At 47.4% G+C, this 17,398-nt stretch carries 12 protein-coding genes; all 12 read left to right on the top strand.

Annotation, left to right across the window (positions count from 1 at the left end):
* Positions 1-11 precede the first annotated feature (11 nt).
* Entirely contained in the window at positions 12-917 is a 906-nt protein-coding gene (locus tag KIK04_RS02855) for an aspartate carbamoyltransferase catalytic subunit (protein ID WP_442951156.1), read from the top strand.
* 67 nt (positions 918-984) lie between these two features.
* Positions 985-2,289, top strand: a complete 1,305-nt coding sequence (locus KIK04_RS02850) for a dihydroorotase (protein ID WP_442951155.1) — start codon at positions 985-987, stop codon at positions 2,287-2,289.
* 183 nt (positions 2,290-2,472) lie between these two features.
* Positions 2,473-3,603 carry a glutamine-hydrolyzing carbamoyl-phosphate synthase small subunit gene (carA, locus tag KIK04_RS02845; RefSeq protein ID WP_232276828.1) on the top strand — a complete coding sequence of 377 codons (1,131 nt, stop codon included), beginning with the start codon at positions 2,473-2,475 and terminating at the stop codon, positions 3,601-3,603.
* A gap of 1 nt (position 3,604) precedes the next feature.
* Positions 3,605-6,823 carry a carbamoyl-phosphate synthase large subunit gene (carB, locus tag KIK04_RS02840; protein ID WP_232276827.1) on the top strand — a complete coding sequence of 1,073 codons (3,219 nt, stop codon included), beginning with the start codon at positions 3,605-3,607 and terminating at the stop codon, positions 6,821-6,823.
* Between the two features lie 251 nt (positions 6,824-7,074).
* Entirely contained in the window at positions 7,075-7,809 is a 735-nt protein-coding gene (pyrF, locus tag KIK04_RS02835; protein WP_232278571.1) for an orotidine-5'-phosphate decarboxylase, read from the top strand.
* Complete coding sequence (gene pyrE / locus KIK04_RS02830; protein WP_232276826.1) at positions 7,806-8,444, top strand: orotate phosphoribosyltransferase; 639 nt, start codon at positions 7,806-7,808, stop codon at positions 8,442-8,444. Before pyrF ends, pyrE begins: the two co-directional genes overlap by 4 nt.
* A 194-nt stretch (positions 8,445-8,638) precedes the next feature.
* Complete coding sequence (locus tag KIK04_RS02825) at positions 8,639-10,000, top strand: MFS transporter (RefSeq protein WP_232276825.1); 1,362 nt, start codon at positions 8,639-8,641, stop codon at positions 9,998-10,000.
* A 196-nt stretch (positions 10,001-10,196) separates the two neighbouring features.
* Positions 10,197-11,033, top strand: coding sequence for an ABC transporter ATP-binding protein (locus KIK04_RS02820; RefSeq protein WP_232276824.1), 837 nt, complete (start codon positions 10,197-10,199; stop codon positions 11,031-11,033).
* Positions 10,996-12,102, top strand: coding sequence for an efflux RND transporter periplasmic adaptor subunit (locus tag KIK04_RS02815; RefSeq protein ID WP_232276823.1), 1,107 nt, complete (start codon positions 10,996-10,998; stop codon positions 12,100-12,102). The genes KIK04_RS02820 and KIK04_RS02815 overlap by 38 nt, the downstream gene beginning before the upstream one ends.
* Complete coding sequence (locus KIK04_RS02810; protein WP_232276822.1) at positions 12,102-14,981, top strand: ABC transporter permease; 2,880 nt, start codon at positions 12,102-12,104, stop codon at positions 14,979-14,981. The genes KIK04_RS02815 and KIK04_RS02810 overlap by 1 nt, the downstream gene beginning before the upstream one ends.
* Positions 14,982-14,984: 3 nt before the next feature.
* The gene (locus KIK04_RS02805) at positions 14,985-15,869 is read left to right on the top strand and encodes an ABC transporter ATP-binding protein (protein WP_232276821.1); all 885 of its coding nucleotides are present in this window, start codon (positions 14,985-14,987) and stop codon (positions 15,867-15,869) included.
* A 5-nt stretch (positions 15,870-15,874) separates the two neighbouring features.
* Positions 15,875-17,341: an ABC transporter substrate-binding protein gene (locus KIK04_RS02800; RefSeq protein ID WP_232276820.1), complete on the top strand. Its 1,467-nt coding sequence runs from the start codon at positions 15,875-15,877 to the stop codon at positions 17,339-17,341.
* The last annotated feature ends 57 nt before the right edge of the window (positions 17,342-17,398 follow it).

Here is a 17,398-nt window from a genome sequence, read left to right as displayed (position 1 = left end):
ATGAGATGGCAATCATGAACATACAGCATACAACAAAGGAACGAAGCTTGCTTGGCCTACAGCACTTAAGTAGGCAGGAAATCGAATCAATTTTGGACCGAGCCCAACATTGGGAGCGGCAGCCGCAAAAAGTGAGCAAGGTGCTGGATGGGAAATTTGTCACGAACATGTTCTTCGAGAACAGTACGCGTACCCGCTGTTCGTTCGAGGTGGCACAGAAACGGCTTGGTGCGGAGGTCATCAACTTCTCCGCGGTTGCATCCAGCGTCGAGAAAGGCGAATCGATTTACGATACGGTTCGCACGCTGGAATCGATGGGAATGGATGCAGGAGTCATTCGCTTGAAGCCGGTAGGTCTCTTGGAACAAATTGCGGAACGTGTGCGCATGCCGCTCGTCAATGCTGGTGACGGCAACAATGAACACCCGACTCAAGCGCTGTTGGATATGTATACGATGCGCAAACATTTCGGGGAGCTGAAAGGGCTGAACGTCGTCATCGTCGGTGACGTTCAGCACAGCCGAGTTGCACGCTCTAACTATTGGGGTCTCACTAAGTTTGGAGCCAACGTAAGCTTCTGCGCTCCCGACAAGATGAGGGCAGCGGATCTGAATGTCCGCTACGTGAACATGGAAGAAGCGCTGCAAGCAGACGTTGTCATGCTACTACGTGTACAGTTAGAGCGCCACGCTGGCAGCGTTATGAGTTCGGCGGAACAGTATCGCGCCGAGTTCGGCATGACGGTTGAACGCGCCGCCAAGCTTAAGTCAAACAGCATCATTATGCATCCGGCACCGTTCAATCGCAATGTAGAAATTGACGATAACGTTGTTGAGTGCGACAAAGCACGTATTTTTGACCAGATGGGGAACGGAGTACCTGTTCGGATGGCAGTAATGGAGCGAGCGCTCCTGTAAGTTTGTGTGAGCTTGAGCTTGAAAGAAACGAATGGACAACTGGCTTTCGAGAGGGGACGAAATGAACATGCTTATATTGAAAAATGCAAAGGTGCTAAACGAAGACGGACAATTGACAGCAGCAAACGTCTGGGTGGAGGACGGAATTATTCGCCGCATCACGGATGCGAATGAACCCATTGAGGCAGCAGATGCAGACATCCACGACGTTAACGGGAAATTCGTTTCTCCCGGCTTTATCGATATGCACGTTCATTTACGTGAACCGGGGTTTGAATATAAAGAAACGATTGCAACAGGTACACAGTCAGCAGCTAAGGGCGGATTTACTACGATTGCATGTATGCCGAATACGCGCCCTGTAATCGATACACCAGAGACGGTGGAACGGATACTAGAGAAGGCAAAGACGGAGGGCGCAGTTAAAGTGTTGCCGTATGGAGCCATCACGAAGAGCGAGCTTGGACGTGAGCTTACGGATTTTGAAGCTTTGAAGGCAGCGGGAGTTATCGGCTTTACCGATGATGGTGTCGGCGTGCAAAATGCGCAAATGATGAAGGATGCGATGAGTCGGGCTCACGAGCTTGATATGCCAGTCATCGCGCACTGTGAAGACGATTCGCTCGTCAAAGGTGCAGCGGTTACTGACGGTGAGTTTGCTCGCAAGCACGGCCTAAAAGGTATCCCTAATGAATCTGAAGCGATTCATGTCGGTCGCGACATTTTGCTTGCTGAAGCAACAGGCGTGCACTACCATGTATGCCACGTCAGCACAGAGCAGTCGATTCGCCTTATCCGCCAAGCGAAGCAGCTAGGTATTCGGGTTACGGCGGAAATTTGCCCGCACCATCTGTTGCTGTCAGATGAAGACATCCCAGGATTGGATGCAAACTGGAAAATGAACCCGCCGCTTCGTTCGCCACGCGACGTAGCAGCATGCATCGAGGCACTTGAGGATGGCACGATCGACATTATCGTAACGGATCATGCGCCACATAGCGAAGAAGAGAAGGCAAAAGGAATGGAACTGGCACCGTTCGGAATCGTCGGTTTGGAAACGGCATTCCCACTGCTGTACACGAAGTTTGTTGCGACAGGCAAATGGACACTTTCCATGCTTGTGCAGCGAATGACAGCAGACCCAGCGCGCATTTTTAGACTAAATACAGGACAATTGCTTGAAGGCATGCCAGCAGATTTGACGGTTATCGACCTAGAGACAGAGCGTGAGGTTGACCCAAGCACCTTCTTGACAAAAGGACGCAATACGCCATTTACAGGCTGGAAGCTGACAGGATGGTCTGTGATGACACTCGTTGATGGACGAATCGTATGGACAGAGCAGCACGCTCAACAGCCCGTATCACCATAAACGCGTAGCTGGCTGATGAAAATACGAATGATTAAATAATAAAGTGCACGTTATAGGGGTAATACATTGACGGGCAGCACTATTGCACAATTCAACTCATTAACACATTAATGTATAAATTCGTTAACGCACTAATTCGGGAAATAAAAAAATGATAGACAGAGAGAGCGAGGAGTGAAGAATATGCAAGCAAAATTGTTGTTGGAAGATGGGACCTTGTTTACAGGCGTCGGATTTGGAGCAGATGGTGAATCGGTCGGTGAAGTTGTATTTAATACGGGTATTACCGGATATCAAGAGGTGCTATCAGACCCTTCGTATTGCGGGCAAATAGTGACGATGACGTATCCACTTATCGGTAACTACGGGATTGCGCGCGATGACTTTGAATCCATTCGCCCTTACGTGAATGGTTTCGTCGTACGCCGTCACGAACCAGTTCCAAGTAACTGGCGTGCAGAATATAACGTAGACCGTCTCCTTAAAGAGTATGGCATCGTCGGAATTAGCGGAATTGACACACGGATGCTGACACGAAAAATTCGTCACTTCGGAACGATGAAAGGTATCTTGACGACAGGTAGCAAGTCCGTAGAGGAACTGCAAGAGATGCTTGGCATTCATGAAATGGTGCGTGACCAAGTGGCGCGGACATCGACCAAGCAGCGCTACACAAGCCCTGGCGCTGGCGAGCGAATCGTGCTCGTCGACTTCGGAGCAAAGAGTGGTATCCTGCGCGAGTTGACGGATCGCGGCTGCGATGTAGTCGTAGTTCCACACGATACGACAGCAGAAGAAATTCGTCGCTTGCATCCAGATGGAATTCAATTGTCTAACGGTCCTGGGGACCCGAAAGATGTGCCACAAGCGGTTGAGATGATACAGCAATTACTCGGTGAGGTGCCTATTTTCGGAATTTGCTTAGGCCACCAATTGTTTGCCCTCGCATGCGGTGCAGATACAGGGAAGTTGAAGTTCGGTCACCGTGGTGGTAACCACCCTGTGAAGGAGTTGGCTACGAACCGTTGCTACATTACGTCGCAGAATCACGGTTACACGGTTATCGATGAGTCTGTAATAGGAACGGATTTGGAAGTTACACACATTAACAATAACGACAAAACGATTGAAGGCTTGAAGCATAAATCATATCCGGCATTTTCGGTGCAATACCATCCAGAGGCAGCACCAGGGCCGCATGACAGTGGTTATTTGTTCGACCAATTTATTGACATGATTCGCAATCATAAACGCAACCATCCGAAAGCGCCGCGTCAAGCGGAACTCGTAGCACAATTGAAAGGGGTACTGTAATATGCCGAAAAATAATGACCTCAAGAAAATTCTCGTAATCGGCTCTGGCCCAATCGTCATCGGTCAGGCAGCAGAATTCGACTATGCGGGAACGCAAGCGTGCCAAGCTCTTAAAGAGGAAGGCATGGAAGTCGTACTTATCAACAGTAACCCAGCTACGATTATGACGGATACAAATATGGCCGATAAAGTTTACATCGAGCCGATTACACTGGAATATGTAACTCAAATTATTAGACAAGAGCGCCCTGATGGTCTATTGCCTACACTTGGCGGACAAACGGGCTTGAATATGGCGGTTGAACTAGCGCGTGCAGGAGTGCTGGAGCAAGAGAACGTACGCTTGCTCGGTACCCAACTGCAAGCGATTGAAAAAGCAGAGGATCGCGACTTGTTCCGCGATTTGATGCGTGAGCTGGAACAGCCTGTTCCAGAGAGTGTTATTGTTACAACGGTACAAGAAGCAGTAGACTTTGCTAACGAAATCGGCTATCCAATCATCGTGCGCCCAGCTTACACGCTTGGCGGTACAGGCGGCGGTATTTGTGACACGGAAGCAGAACTGCTTGAAATTGTGGCATCTGGTATTCGCTACAGCCCGATCGGCCAATGCTTGATCGAGAAGAGCATTGCAGGTATGAAAGAGGTTGAGTACGAAGTTATGCGCGATGCGAACGATAACTGCATCGTTGTGTGTAACATGGAGAACTTCGACCCAGTAGGTGTACACACAGGAGACAGTATTGTAGTCGCGCCGAGCCAGACACTGTCTGACCGCGAATATCAAATGCTGCGCTCAGCATCACTCAAAATTATTCGTGCCTTGAATATCGAAGGCGGATGTAACGTGCAGTTCGCACTTGACCCGCATAGCTATCAATACTATGTCATCGAAGTTAACCCGCGCGTTAGCCGCTCATCGGCGCTAGCGTCGAAAGCAACGGGCTACCCGATTGCGAAGATGGCAGCAAAAATCGCAATTGGCTACACACTGGATGAGATTGTTAACCCAGTAACTGGCCAAACGTACGCTTGCTTTGAGCCTACACTCGATTACATCGTTTCCAAAATTCCGCGCTGGCCATTTGATAAGTTTACGTCAGCTAACCGTAAGCTGGGGACGCAAATGAAAGCGACAGGCGAAGTTATGGCTATCGGCCGTACATTCGAAGAGTCGATGCACAAAGCGATTCGCTCGCTTGAAATCGGTGTACACCGCTTGTACTTGAAAGGGACAGAGCAGCTCGACAAAGAGACGCTGGAAGCACGTCTCAAGACACCTGATGATGAGCGTATGTTCTTGCTTGCAGAAGCATTCCGCCGCGGTTATACGCTGCAACAGTTGCAAGAGATTACGAAAATCGACTGGTGGTTCCTTGATAAGCTGGAAGGTATGGTGAAATTCGAAGACCGTATCCGTTCGGAACAATTGCTTACATCTGAAACTTTGTACGAAGCGAAGCGCATGGGCTTCACAGACCGTGCAATCGCTGAATTGCGTGCAGAAGGTCATCCAGATGCAGAATACACAACAGAACATGAAATACGAGAGCTTCGTAAAGCTCAGAACTTGCAACCTGTCTACAAAATGGTTGATACGTGCGCGGCTGAATTTGAGGCGACAACACCTTACTACTACTCGACGTACGAGACAGAGAACGAAGTGCTCGAATCGACAAAAGAAAAAGTTATCGTGCTCGGTTCCGGTCCAATCCGGATCGGTCAAGGTATCGAATTTGACTACTCGACTGTGCATGCGGTCTGGGCGATTCAAAGTGCAGGTTACGAAGCAGTCATTATAAATAACAATCCAGAGACCGTCTCGACGGACTTTAATACATCGGATCGACTTTACTTTGAACCGCTCTTCTTCGAAGACGTTATGAACGTCATTGAGCAAGAGAATCCAATCGGGGTCATCGTCCAATTTGGTGGACAGACAGCTATCAACTTAGCTGCACCGTTATCCAAAGCAGGCGTGCGCATCTTAGGCTCTAGCTTAGAGAGCATCGACGAAGCGGAAGACCGCAAAAAGTTTGAAGCGCTCTTGTCCCGATTGAACATTGCTCAACCAAAGGGCAAAACGGTTACTACGGTGGATGATGCAGTAGAAACAGCGCAAAGCCTTGGTTATCCGGTGCTCGTTCGTCCGTCCTACGTACTGGGTGGCCGCGCGATGGAAATCGTGTACTCGGACGAAGAATTGCTGAGCTACATGGAGCAAGCCGTCAAAATTAATCCGGAGCATCCGGTACTTATCGACCGCTACATGCTTGGTAAAGAAGTAGAAGTCGATGCGATTTGCGACGGTGAGACTGTGCTCATCCCAGGTATTATGGAGCATATCGAACGCGCTGGAGTTCACTCTGGTGACTCGATTGCGGTATATCCACCGCAGCACTTAAAGCCAGAACTAAAACAGCAAGTCGTCGACATCACGATTCGCATCGCAAAAGAGTTAAAAACAATCGGATTAATTAACATCCAATTCGTCATCTTCCAAGACCAAGTGTACGTCATCGAGGTGAACCCGCGTTCATCCCGTACAGTACCATTCTTGAGCAAAGTGACGAACGTACCGATGGCTAACGTTGCGACGAAGCTTATCTTAGGTACGAAGCTAAGCGAGCTTGGCTACCAAGAAGGACTGTGGCCAGAAGACAATTATGTGTCCGTAAAAGTACCGGTATTCTCCTTCGCTAAGCTGCGTCGCGTAGAGCCGACACTTGGACCGGAAATGAAATCGACGGGCGAAGTTATGGGCCGCGACTTCCAATACGCGAAGGCGTTGTATAAAGGACTTATCGGATCAGGAATGAAGATCCCGACTACGGGAGCGATTATTTGCACGGTTGCAGATAAAGACAAGGATGAAGCGGTACAATTAATGCGCGGCTTCGTGAATCTGGGCTACAAAATTATCGCAACAGGCGGTACGGCAGCTGCGCTTGAAGAAGCTGGCTTGAATGTCATGCATGTGAAAAAGCTGACTGAAGGCTCGCCGAACATTCTCGACCTAATCCGCAATGGCAGCGCACACTTTGTGGTCAACACGTTGACCAAAGGCAAAACGCCAGAGCGCGACGGCTTCCGCATTCGCCGTGAAGCTGTAGAGAACGGCATCGTATGTATGACATCGCTTGATACGGTAAGTGCAATGCTCGACATGCTTGAGCATATTAACTTCTCTTCCCGTCCGATGCCAATCGCACACAACTAGCACAACTAACCGTTGAGACATCAACTTTAATTTACGAATTCGCGCACAACTTATTAACGAATTCACTCATTCACGAACAACCGAGGGGGCCGAGAGGCCTCCTCGGGTTACGATTAGCGAAGATTTGAAGTTGGATCGATTTCATATGTAGTTGCATGGGTTTGAATATAGACATAACAATTCAGTCAGAGGAGTGGGTCATGATGACACGGAGTAGCTTAACAGAGAACGAGTTGGCTCTGAAAGAGTCGATGTTAGCTGGCAACGATGCAGCAAGCCGAATTATGGTTGCGCTAGATTATCCGGATGTCGATGCGGCGCGTGTGTTAGTACGTCAATTAGAAGGCATCCCGTGTTACATGAAGGTAGGCATGCAGCTATTTTACGCGGCTGGGCCAGAGTTCGTGAAGGAACTAAAGCAGCATGGCTATCGCGTGTTCCTCGATGTGAAAATGCACGACATTCCGAATACGGTAAAAGGCGGAGCCAATAGTGTAACGAAGCTAGGTGTCGATATGTTCAACATTCACGCTGCAGGTGGCGTCAACATGATGCAGGCTGCATTGGAAGGCGTTGAAGCCGCGCTGCGAGACAACCCCGAGTTGACACGGCCCACGGTAATTGCGGTTACGCAGTTGACGAGCACTGATGGGCGTACGATGAATGAAGAAATCGGTATTCAAGGACCGGTTGAGGAAGCGGTCGTACGGTATGCTCGCTTCGCACAACAGGCTGGATTGGATGGCGTCGTAGCATCGCCACAAGAAGTCATCCGCATTAAAGCAGCTTGCGGAGAGTCGTTCCAAACGGTGACACCGGGCATTCGCCCAGCTGGCAGTGAATTACTTGACCAATCGCGTGTAATGACACCGCAAGAGGCATTCGCTCAAGGAACCGACTACATCGTCATTGGCCGTCCTATTACGGGGGCAAAGGATCCACGCGCTGCCATACTAGCTATTATTGAGGAGCTGACAAACAAATGACAACGACAACACTTGAAAAAACAATTGCCCAGCACCTGCTTAACATTCAGGCTGTAGCGCTTCGACCGAACGAGCCATTTACGTGGACATCTGGCATTAAGTCGCCTATTTATTGCGACAACCGCCTAACGATGGGGTATCCCGAAATCCGCAGCACGATTGCGGAAGGCTTCGCATCGTTAGTCAAGCAATATGCGCCTGACGCAGAAGTCATTGCAGGGACGGCAACCGCAGGTATTCCGCATGCTGCATGGGTGGCCGATAAGCTAGGCTTGCCGATGGCGTACATTCGCGATAAGGCGAAAGGACACGGCAAGCAAAATCTAATCGAAGGCCAAATTCGTCCAGGTCAAAAAGTCGTTGTCATTGAAGACTTGATTTCAACCGGCGGAAGCTCGCTTAAAGCGGCACAGGCAGTGCGCGAAGTGGGTGCAGAGCCGCTCGCTGTACTCGCCATTTTTAGCTACCAGTTTGACAAGGCGACGAACATTTTTGCGGAAGCGGGCATTCCATTCCACACGTTGTCGAACTATACAGCGCTTGTGGACACGGCGCTTGAACTCGGAACGATTCAACCTGCTGATGTTGAAGTGCTGCAAGCATTCCGCAGCAACCCAACATCTTGGGGTGTATAATCATATTTAACGCATAACATGAAAGACCGTAAATCATCGAAGCAAAGCCGATGATCTACGGTCTTTTTCATGCTCACATCGGTCTGTGGAACGATATGAATCTCATTTTACAGCACGTTGGGAAGGGCGAATTCGATTGCTACAATAAGAACAAAACTAGATTGTACCATCGCATTTTTCAAGGGGGAATCAGCTTGTTCAACTTATTGGGGAATTCGGAATTTGCTAAGCTGTTTTGGGGACGTGTCGTAGCTAATTTAGGTGATAGCTTTTATATGATTGCTGCGATGTGGCTCGTATATGATCTTGGAGGCTCTACCTTTTATACAGGTTTGGCTGTGTTTTTAATAAGCATCCCGTGTTTGTTTCAATTTTTGCTGGGACCACTCATTGACTACTGGCCTTTACGGCGCATGCTCGCTGTGTCGCAAATCTGTCAAGCTGTCTTATTACTTATGATTCCAGTCGCGTATGCGTTTCAATTTTTATCGGTCACATTCGTCTTGACGATTATGCCGATTATCGCGCTACTCAATCAACTTGTCTACCCTGCTCAATCTAGTGCGCTCCCTAAGTTACTTTCTAAAGAGGATTTAACAAAGGGCAACTCCTTGTTTATGGTCGCCAATCAAGGGAGTGATGCTGCTTTTAACGCATTAGCAGGTGTGCTCGTAGGCTTAATCGGTGCGATCAGCTTGTTCTATATGAATGCCGTCGTCTTTGTCGTTTCAGCACTTATTTTTGCTTCATTAAAGGTCGTATCGACAGTAGTAACCTCACATACAAGCGTGAACTCAGAATCTAACGCTAACTTTAGCGATACAACATCGTCAGCTGACGAAAAGTATTCGAAGCCAGCAAGCTCTAGCCTGTCACAAATGTTACGTACATATGGCCTCCAATTAAAAGAAGGTATAACGATTCTTTTAAATCCGTATATCATTAGAATCATGTTTGGCGTACTCGTCATCAATTTCGCGGGTGGAGCCATATTTGCGATATTACCCCAGTTCGGCGCAAGTCCAAATCATTATGGGTTCTTACTGTCTGCAATAGGCATAGGCAGTATAATCGGCTACTTGATTGCGCCTCGGTTCAACATGGAGAAGTATAAGCTAGGTATGCTTTACGTGGTTGCCTTCCTCGTGTGTGGTCTCGCATGGATAGTGTCTGCGCAAATTTCGATTGCATGGCTATCTATCTTGGTGTTTGGCCTCGGTTGGGTGCCAGGTGGAGTAACGAACATTGTCGCCAATGTATTTTTACAGACGATTGTGCCTGAACATTTAATGGGACGTGTCTATGCGGCTACAGCTAGCTTTGGTGGACTGGCTACGCCATTAGGCTCCTTAGCGGGTGGATATGTGGGTCAAATGTTCAGTAGCCATGTTGTCGTTATGCTGGGTGGATTGCTTATTGTGCTTGTTTCACTCTATTGGCTTATAGATCCGGTTATTCGGCGTATGCCGGCTGCGACACAGTTTGATGCTACTATGTTAATAGAAGCAGGGGTACATCACAGCGATTCTATCGGTAAAATCGCCAAGCAAGCCTAATAGATTGGAGACGCAACGTAGGTTGATACTTATTCCAAGTATCGGCCTTTTTTTCTTACAAGTACATAAATAGTTCAACATTTATATTAAGGAAGCGCTGGAAAAACCGTTACAAAGATTGTAACTTTTCCGTCCTTTTTATCGTTTATACTGATGAAGATTAATAGACTTTGTCCGAGAAAGGGGAAGAACCGAGATGAAGTGGCTTCGCAGGACGAAAAAGCAGGACCCCGCACAGTCAACCCCGGATCTCGCGGCCAATGAGCAGAACGATACGCAACAAAACGCGGAATACATAACTAACAAACCAGAATCAACGATAGAAAAATGGCCCGCACGCGCTGTACCCGTATCGCAAGATGAAAAATTGCTCGAAGTTCGCGGTGTAGAACGGGTGTTTGACGTTGGAAGCGAGAAGCTCCATGTCCTTAAAGGCATTCATATGGAAGTCCGCCCAGGACAGCTCGTCATGCTTAAAGGCCGTTCAGGCTCTGGTAAGACGACGCTGCTTAACATGCTAGGTGGGTTAGATGTGCCAACCCAAGGTGAAATATTGTTCCGTGGGGACGTATTGTCCGCATGGAGCGATGAGAAGCGTACCAAGACCCGGCGGAACGATGTTGGCTTTATTTTTCAGGCATACGCACTTATGCCTTTGTTGTCAGCTTATGAAAATGTGGAACTTTCGTTGCGTATGGCGAATATCCCACGCCACTTGTGGAAAGCTCGTGTCACTCACTGCTTAGAAATGGTCGGATTGGGCAAACGGATGAGTCATCGCCCGTTTGAGATGTCCGGTGGTGAGCAGCAGCGTGTTGCGATAGCGAAATCTATTGCTCATAAGCCGTTGTTGCTGCTGGCTGATGAGCCAACAGCTGAACTTGACTCGCAAATGGGCGCGCAAGTTATGGGGGTATTCAAGCAAATTATCGCAACTGAAAATATTGCAATTTGTATGACAACCCACGATCCTACAATTTTGGAGGTAGCAGATCATGTCTACGAAATGGTCGACGGAAAATTCATTTCCTAATGACGAAAGGAAATCACGCCGTGCATGGCACCGCTATATGGCGGCCTTGATGTGCAGTGCATTGTTGTTCACCTCTGCCTGTTCCCTGCTGCCGCAAGAAGAAGAAGAGGAAGTCCTCCCTACTATTACGGCACCGGCGATCTCAAAAAAACCAGAGCATGATGTAACGACTGGTGAATTCACGACAAAAGCTTCATCGGTTTCGGGCAAAATCATGTCCGAACAAGAGGAAGCATTATCTTTTACGCTGGATGGTAAAAAGATTAAAAATGTACTCGTAAAAACGGGAGATAACGTAAAAGCGGGGCAAAAAATTGCTGAGCTTGACATGGAGCAGGTGGCTAAAGATATACGTAAAGAAAAGCTTGAACTTCGTAAGACGGAAGCAGCATTAAAGAAAGAGCTGCGCGATGCAGAAGCGATCGACCCTGTGCAGCTGGAAGAGAAGAAAGTTAACTATCAACTGGCGCTAGATTCAATTGCCGATAAGGAAAAAGATATGGCCAAAGGCGTGCTGACCGCACCATTTGACGGCACTGTTGTCTCCGTAAAGAGTAATAAAAAAGGCGAGAACTCGAAATCGTATGAGACGATTGCCGTTGTTGCGAACACGTCACGCTTAGTCGTTGCTGTTGAAATGGATAAAGACGACTTGACGAAAGTTTCCCCAGGTATGGAAACGGAAGTCAGCATTAATAATTTTCAGCAGAAATTTAAAGGTAAAGTAAAGGCATTGCCGACGGTTAGCGCTGACTCGTCGCCCCCTAGTGACCGCCCTGATGAGGCTAAGCATGAAAAGGTCGAGAACTTTATGATCGTGCAATTAGATAAAGTGCCAAAAGGTCTTACTCGCGGAACACCGCTTAGCGCGGATGTTATCCTGAACCGCAAGAAAAATGCGGTTATCATTCCACCATCAGCATTGCGCGAGGTAGGCGGACGTACATATGTGCAAGTGGTTGATGAGAAAGGAAAACGTGAAGTTGACATCGAAGTTGGGCTTCGAGACCACACGCAAATCGAGGTAATTAAAGGGCTCACGCCTGGACAGAAAGTAGTGGGTAGGTAATGGGAATTCCGCTGATACGCTTTCTATTTCGGAAAATGTGGAACACTCGTTGGCTTACGCTTAGCACACTGCTTGGATTAATTGTCGCTGTTTCGTTTACGGTCAGCATCCCAATGTATTCGGACGGCGCATTGAAGCGGGTTGTCAAGGATCAGTTGCAACAAAACAGCGAAGGAATACCTGCTGGGTCTTTATTAATACGCTATCAAGCATCAGCAGGAGAAAAGACCGATTTAAACGGGCTGAAAAATGTCGACACGTATATACGTAAAGATGTGAAAGATCAGATCGGTTTTCCTGCTCAAACTTTTGTACAGGAATTATCGTTAAAGGCGACGGAAGTAAACCCTGTTGACCCGACCAAAGTCGATGCTAGCCGTGTCCGTTCCATGTCGTTATCCGCGTTAACGGGATTGAATGACAAAGTGGAATGGGTCCGCGGTGGTGCCTACAAGGACGGCGAAAAGAACGGTGTTATCGAAGTCGTTATGCTGGACGAAGCGATGCTGCGCAACGATCTGCCGCTCGGAGCAGAGTTGGAATATCCGCTGTCTGGAAGCTCAGATAAGACGCTAAAAGTAAAAATCGTCGGATCTTTTAAAGCGAAAAAAGATACGGATGCCTACTGGAGCCAAGGATTCGAAGGCATGATGAATGTGCTCTATACTTCACCAGAGACGTTCACAGGTACTTTGCTGGAGCAGCATAAATTGCAGTTGCAGCGTTCGTCTTGGTATTACGTATTTGATTTGCAAAATATTCAGACAAGTCAGCTGTCGCCACTCAAACGTACATTGGATCGAATCGGCATTGACTTGTATCAGCATTTAAAAGGCACGAATGTTGAAATTTCGTTCAGCAGCTTGCTGGATGAGTTCCGTGCTGAAAGCTTGCAAATGCAGCTGATGTTGTTCACGCTGGCGGCACCGATGATTGCGATGGTGTTCTATTATATTACGATGAACTCTAAGCAGGCATTGGAGAAGCAGCAAAGTGACATTGCAGTACTACGTAGCCGCGGGGCTAGCACAAGGCAAATTACGATGCTTTATTTGCTGGAAGGTTTGCTGCTCGGAGCTGTGGCGCTGTTATTGGCGCCATTGATAGGCTGGTTTATGGCGAAGTCGATAGGCTCGGCCAACGGATTTTTGCAATTTGTAAATCGGAAATCGATCCCGATTGGCTTCTCCACGGATGCGGTTATCGCAGGCTCACTCGCGGTACTAATCGCGATCTTAGCGAGTGTAATCCCGGCAATTGTGTTTGCACGTGCTTCGATCGTCAATTTGAAGCAGAAGCTCGCACGCGGTGATAAGAAGCCATTTTGGCAGCGCTGGTTTTTGGATATTTTGCTGCTGGCGATTACGGGCTACGGGTATTACATGCTGAATGAACGACAGCTAATGTCCTTTAAGACAGGTATGACGGCGGACCAGCTGCAAGTGCAGCCGTTTCTATTTTTCATACCAGCGCTAGCTATTTTTGCATGTGGACTGTTTATGCTGCGGCTTTTTCCATTTATTTTGCGTCTCGTACAACGACTGGGCGGCAAGTTCCTCCCTGTCCCGCTATACTTGACGTTAACGCAGCTGTCGCGTTCTGCTCGTTCGTATTATCCGCTCATGATTTTGCTCATTTTGACGCTGGGATTAGGTGTTTACAATGCCTCGTCTGCGCGGACAATCGACTTGAATTCAACAGAGCGAATGCTATATAAGAATGGAGCGGACGTTGTAATTGAGCCGGTGTTTGAAACGAAGGCCGTGTTTGAACGTCCGACGCCACCGAAAAAAGACGATAAAGGTAAAGGTGGCGGTGGAAATCGCCCTGGGCCTGGTCCAGGGGGCGGCACACCTCGACCGACCAAGAGTATCGTTTCCGAGTTACGATTCGGCGTATTTCAGAACTTGCCAGGTGTAGAAGCTGCGTCGCGTGTCATGAAGAAAAAGGCGAATGTCATCGTATCTGGTAAATCTATTGGCCAAGGTATGGTCATGGGGATTGATAATGTAGACTTTGCTAAAGTTGGTTGGTTCCGTGACAATGATAAATCGATGTTCCCACTGCATCCTTATAAATATTTGGATGCGCTTGGTAAGTATTACGAAGAAGGTATCATTGTCTCATCGAACGTAGCGAAGCAATATCAGCTTAAAGCAGGTGATGTTGTACAAATTTCGCTAGAAGATGAAATGGTAGACTTTGTGATCGTGGCCATCTTGCCTTATTGGCCAAGTCTTTATCCAGACCAAGAGCCGTTCTTTATCGCGAATTTGGACTATATTTTCGATCGAGTTTCGGTGATGAAATATGACGTTTGGTTGAAAATGAAGCCTGGCGCGAAGATTAAGCCAATTATGGAAGCTTTGAGCAAGGAAAATGTGGAGTACGTGTCCATTAAGGACGTGCGTGCGGAAATTGTGGCCCAAAATAAACAGCCGACGCGAGGCGGTTTGTTTGGAATTTTGAGTATGGGATTCCTTATCTCTGTCATTATCTCGTTAATTGGCTACATTTTATATTGGTTCTTCAATCTATCTGGACGTGTCGTGCAATTTGGTATTTTGCGGGCCATGGGACTTTCACGCAGGCAGTTAACAGGTATGCTCTTACTGGAGCAACTGTTTACGGCAGGCCTGTCAATCGGGCTAGGTATTTTGATCGGCAAGCTATCAAGCCGCATATTTTTACCATTTTTACAGTCGGCAGAGAATGCCCAAATGCAAGTTCCGCCGTTCCGTATCGTCTTTGAAGCGCGGGATACGCTGCAATTGTATATCGTCGTGGGCGTTATGATGGTGACGGGTGCAACGATGTTGCTCTTGCATATTCGTCGTCTGCGCGTGCATCAGGCTGTGAAGATGGGAGAGGAGCGTTAAGCCGTGATACAGTGCGAAGGTCTCGTCAAAATTTACAAAACAGAAGATATCGAAGTTGTCGCTCTGCAAGGTTTGAACATTTCTGTTCGGCAGGGCGAATTGATGGCTATTATCGGTAATAGCGGCAGCGGTAAATCGACATTATTGAACATTCTCGGCGGATTGGATCGTCCATCCGCTGGGAGCGTTCGCGTCGGAAAATGGGATTTGCTCAAAATTACCGATGACCAATTGGTGGAGTATAAGCGCGATACCGTAGGCTTTATATGGCAAAACAATGCGCGTAACTTGCTGCCATACTTGACGGCGCTTGAAAACGTTGAAGTGCCGATGATGCTGGCGGGCAAGATGGACCGCCCCTACGCGAAGCAGCTATTGGAATGGGTCGGCCTCGGCCACCGTTTGAACAATAAGCTGCACCAACTGTCAGGCGGTGAACAGCAGCGTGTCGCCATCGCGATTTCGCTTGCTAACAAACCGCAAATGCTGTTGGCGGATGAGCCAACAGGGTCGGTCGATACGCAAACGTCGGACATGATTATGAACATTTTCCGTCGTATGAATCAAGAGATCGGCATTACAATCGTTATCGTTACACACGATTTATCACTGGCTGGCAAAGTGGATCGCGTTGTAGCGATCCGTGACGGCCTGACGAGCACGGAATTTATAAAGCGCAACCCTAACTTGGATGAAGATGAAGAGATGCAGCACAACCATGGTGGGGGATTGCAGGAAGTGCATGAAGCGTATGTAGTTGTGGATCGAGTAGGCCGTTTGCAAGTACCGAAAGAGTACTTAGAAGCACTCAACATCCAGGACAAAGCGTCTATGGAACTAGACGGTGACAAAATTATTATACGAACACCGAAAACGTTGGAGGGATAACATCGATGAATAAGACTTGGGGAAGAAAGCTTTTACTATTAACGCTCGTTATGACAATGGTATTTCCGCTGCTTGCGGCTTGTACGAAAGGTGAAGACGCGCAATCGGGTCAAGAACGTGTGCTGCGTATCGGAGTGATGAGAGGAAGCGGAGATGATTCCTGGTTCCGTTCACAATATACAGATATGTTCGAGTTCAGCAACAAAGGCAAAATCAAATTTGAAATTGTACCTATTTTTAATTATGACGAACAAAGATATACGCAAGACGATGGTATGTGGAAAGAGCCGAATTATACAGAAGGCATGAAAAAGTTAATGAACAGCTCTAATCCGGTTGACATTGTTTATACAAGCCCAAGTGTTCATCGTGCACTCGTGCAAGAGGGAATGGTAAAAGATCTTGAAGCGCTTATGCAGCAAAGTAAAGTGGACATGAATAAATTCGTTCCAGCTGTAGTCGATAGCTTGAAGGCATTAGGCGACGGTAAAATGTACGGTTTTGCACCGACATATTATCCGAGTGCTTTAGTATATAACAAAACAATGTTTAGCGCGGCAGGCGTAGAGGCTCCTAAGGATGGTATGACATGGGATGAATTGTTCCAATTAGCACGTCGTATGTCAAGTGGAGAAGGTAAAAATCGCAAGTACGGATTTTCTTTCAGTCACTATCCAAATGACCTCTCAGATGGAATTATGAGCCAATATGTTCCACCGTTGAATCTACGTACATATGATGATAAAGCAGAAAAAATGATGATCAACTCAGCGCCGTGGAAGCGTGTGTTTGAAACGTTTGCAAGATTGGATCAAGAAAAAATTATTGCCACACACAATATAGAAATGGATCAACCTAAAGACGGTAGCTATAATCCTATCCAATCGGATGTATTTTTATCCGGTCGTGCAGCTATGGTAATTGGGGAATTCAATTACATCAATAATGAGATTGATACAGCTATGAAAAGCGCGGACAAAATTAAAGGCTTTAAACGATTTGATTGGGATATCGTGTCTATGCCTTCACACCCAGAAGCACCTGGTGTAGCAAGTAAGGTAAGTACGGGTGAAGTGTTTGCCATTAACCAAAAAGCAACGAATTCAGAAGATGCGTGGGAATTTATTAAGTTTGTTAGTGGTGAGGATTGGGCGAAATTGCGTTCCCGCAGTACGTATGAGCTCGTATCGCATAAAGATTATGCTAAGCCAAAACAGGGTGTAAATTACAATGTTGAAGCTCTGTTCAAATCCAAGCCTATGCAGCCAGCTAAAAATAGCACAGAGGAACTTGAAGCGCAGAAGCCAGAGTTAAGAGAAGTAACACATTCTGGGTATCAAATTATGAGCGAAGTGTTTAATAAGAAAAAGACAGTTGAACAAGGACTTCAAGAGTGGGAAAAGAAAGGCAATGAACTATTGCAAAGCATTAAAAAGAATGCAAATAAAAAAAATACGACTAGCGGTGGATAGAATTAACCGTTAATTGCGAAAATCGGTGTGCAGACTTCAGCTCTGCACGCCGATTTT

Origin of the sequence: Paenibacillus sp. 481 (genome assembly GCF_021223605.1) — a bacterium.
In the GTDB taxonomy this organism is placed as follows: domain Bacteria; phylum Bacillota; class Bacilli; order Paenibacillales; family Paenibacillaceae; genus Paenibacillus_B.
This window is presented reverse-complemented; position numbering and strand designations above follow the sequence as displayed.

Bases quoted from the DNA above. Each gene is read 5' to 3' on its own strand.
- carA (WP_232276828.1), top strand. From the start codon at position 2,473: ATGCAAGCAAAATTGTTGTTGGAAGATGGGACCTTGTTTACAGGCGTC.
- KIK04_RS02850 (WP_442951155.1), top strand. From the start codon at position 985: ATGCTTATATTGAAAAATGCAAAGGTGCTAAACGAAGACGGACAATTG.
- KIK04_RS02820 (WP_232276824.1), top strand. From the start codon at position 10,197: ATGAAGTGGCTTCGCAGGACGAAAAAGCAGGACCCCGCACAGTCAACC.
- KIK04_RS02815 (WP_232276823.1), top strand. From the start codon at position 10,996: ATGTCTACGAAATGGTCGACGGAAAATTCATTTCCTAATGACGAAAGG.
- pyrF (WP_232278571.1), top strand. From the start codon at position 7,075: ATGTTAGCTGGCAACGATGCAGCAAGCCGAATTATGGTTGCGCTAGAT.
- carB (WP_232276827.1), top strand. From the start codon at position 3,605: ATGCCGAAAAATAATGACCTCAAGAAAATTCTCGTAATCGGCTCTGGC.
- KIK04_RS02800 (WP_232276820.1), top strand. From the start codon at position 15,875: ATGAATAAGACTTGGGGAAGAAAGCTTTTACTATTAACGCTCGTTATG.
- pyrE (WP_232276826.1), top strand. From the start codon at position 7,806: ATGACAACGACAACACTTGAAAAAACAATTGCCCAGCACCTGCTTAAC.
- KIK04_RS02810 (WP_232276822.1), top strand. From the start codon at position 12,102: ATGGGAATTCCGCTGATACGCTTTCTATTTCGGAAAATGTGGAACACT.